Annotated in this window: 2 protein-coding genes and 1 pseudogene; all 3 read left to right on the top strand. The window is 71.3% G+C overall.

Annotated features, from left to right (window positions below):
* A partial coding sequence (locus ACFWP7_RS42510; RefSeq protein ID WP_384393996.1) for an alpha-glucosidase C-terminal domain-containing protein occupies positions 1-215 on the top strand: 215 nt, incomplete at its 5' end.
* 90 nt (positions 216-305) lie between these two features.
* Positions 306-1,679, top strand: a complete 1,374-nt coding sequence (locus tag ACFWP7_RS42505) for a maltokinase (RefSeq protein WP_384393994.1) — start codon at positions 306-308, stop codon at positions 1,677-1,679.
* A gap of 103 nt (positions 1,680-1,782) precedes the next feature.
* Positions 1,783-2,356, top strand: a pseudogene (locus tag ACFWP7_RS42500) (1,4-alpha-glucan branching enzyme); the annotation flags it as partial.

Raw genomic sequence — 2,356 nt, 5'->3', positions numbered from 1 at the left:
ACCTCGTCCTGTGCGTCCACAACTTCTCGCGCTTCGCACAACCGACAGAACTGGATTTGCGGGAGTTCGACGGCCGCCACCCGGTCGAGCTGATCGGCGGGGTGCGTTTCCCGGCCATCGGCGAACTCCCCTACCTGCTGACCCTCGCGGGTCACGGCTTCTACTGGTTCCGGCTCCGCCGCGCGGTCGCCCCCACCGTCATCAGGCGATCCTGACCGTCTCTCTCCCCCCCGATCCCGATCGCGTGCCTCTCATCCCCACCGCGTGCCCTTGAAATCCGCCCGCCCTTGAAAGGACGTGTCGCCATGCAGAAGACCGCGCCGCACCGTCCGAGCGGCCTCAGCCCCGCTCCGCTGCTCACCTCGCTCGCCGAGCTGCTGCACGCATGGCTGCCGCGGCAGCGGTGGTTCGCGGGCAAGGGCCGCGCCGTCACGGATCTGACGCTGGTGTCGACGACCGAGCTGTACCCGGGGTGCCTGCACCTCCTGGTCCGCACCGAACACTTCGGGCTGCCCGCCCACGGCGGCACCAGCGCTCCCCCGCCCGACGACTGCTACCAACTCCTCCTGGGGGTGGGGAAGTCACTGCCGCCCCGCCTCGCCCACGCTGTCATCGGACGGCCGAGCAAGGGCCCGCTCGCCGACCTGATCGTGTACGACGCCCTCCACGATCCCAAGGCGGCGGGCATGCTCCTGGAGCGGCTGCGCGCTCCGGGAACGCTGGGCCCGCTGCGCTTCGAACGCGACGCGCAATTCGCGGTTCCCGCCGGTCTCGCCCCGCGCCTTCTCGATGCCGAGCAGTCCAACTCCTCGCTGGTGTACGGGGATTCGTTCATCCTGAAGGTCTTCCGCCGCGTCCAGCCCGGCATCAACCCGGACTTGGAGGTACCGGCGGCACTGGCCAGGCAGGGCTGCACCCGGGTGCCGGCGCCCGCGGCCTGGATCCGGACCTCGCACCCGCGCGAGGCGACGCTCGGCGTCCTCCAGCCGTTCCTGCGCGAAGCCGACGACGGCTGGACCCTGGCGCTCCAGTCCCTGGCCTCGGGACGGGGGTTCACGTCCGAGGCGTACGAACTGGGGCGCGCCACCGCCGAGGTGCATCTCGCGCTGTCCGCGGCCTTCCCCGTCGAGGCCCCAAGCCGGCGGCGGAACGGGCGGCTCGCGGAGGGAATGAGCGAGCGCCTCGACGCGGCCGCGCGATCCGTGCCCGAACTGCGGCCGTACGCGGCCGGGCTGTGGTCCGCCTTCGACACGCTCGCCGCCCTCGAATCGGCGGTCCGACCCGCACAGCGGATTCACGGCGATCTCCACCTCGGGCAGGTACTGAGGGCCGGCCGGCAGTGGTCGGTCATCGACTTCGAGGGTGAGCCGGCCCGCCCGCTCGCCGAGCGCCGCCGCGTGCAGTCCCCGATACGCGATGTCGCGGGCATGCTCCGCTCCTTCGACTACGCCGCCCTGTCCCGCCATCCGTGGCGCCCCGAGTGGGCGCAGCACTGCCGGGAGGCCTTCTGCGCGGGCTACGCCGCCGAGGCGGACTGGGACCCACGCGAAGAGCCCGAGCTGCTGCGCGCGTACGAGACGGACCGGGCCGTGTACGAGGTGCTGTACGAGGCGAGGCACCGTCCCGACTGGCTGCCCGTGCCGATGGCGGCGGTCAAGCGCCTGGCCGAGGGCCGTTGACATGCGCCCGGCGACCAACCCCACCCATCCCCTTTACCCCCTTGAGGAGGCTGAAGCCGTGACAGTCCGCACCGCATCGGTCGGCGTACGGCCGGCCACTTCGATGGACGCATTGCTGGACACCGCGCTGGACGCGACGGACCGGGCGCGTCTGCTGTCCGGCACCCACCACGATCCGCACGCGCTGCTCGGCGCACACCCGGTGCCGGAGGGCGTCCTGTTCCGCGTACTGCGTCCGTACGCCGAGGCCGTTGCCGTGGTGGTGAACGAGCTGCGCAGTGAGCTGGAGGACGTGGGTGACGGGCTCTTCTCGGGCGTACTGCCCCTCGACACGATCCCCGAGTACACGCTGTCGGTGACGTACGACGGCACGGAGTTCGCGGTGCAGGACCCGTACCGCTTCCTGCCCGCGCTCGGCAAGCTCGATCTGCACCTGATCGGCGAAGGACGACACGAGGAGCTGTGGCGGGCGCTCGGGGCCTACCCGATGACCCACCAGGGCGTCGTCGGCACCCGCTTCACGGTGTGGGCGCCGAACGCCCAAGGGGTCAGGGTCTGTGGGGACTTCTGCCACTGGGACGGCGCCGCGGGATATCCGATGCGGTCGCTCGGTTCCTCCGGCGTGTGGGAACTGTTCGTGCCCGCGATCGGTGACGGCGAGCTCTACAAGTTCGACA

The sequence above is a fragment of the Streptomyces sp. NPDC058470 genome (assembly GCF_042721055.1).
GTDB lineage: Bacteria > Actinomycetota > Actinomycetes > Streptomycetales > Streptomycetaceae > Streptomyces.
Note: the sequence above shows the minus strand (reverse complement) of the source record. Positions and strands in the feature narration are given on the sequence as shown.

Coding starts and splice junctions, on each gene's coding strand:
- ACFWP7_RS42505 (WP_384393994.1), top strand. CDS start 306: ATGCAGAAGACCGCGCCGCACCGTCCGAGCGGCCTCAGCCCCGCTCCG.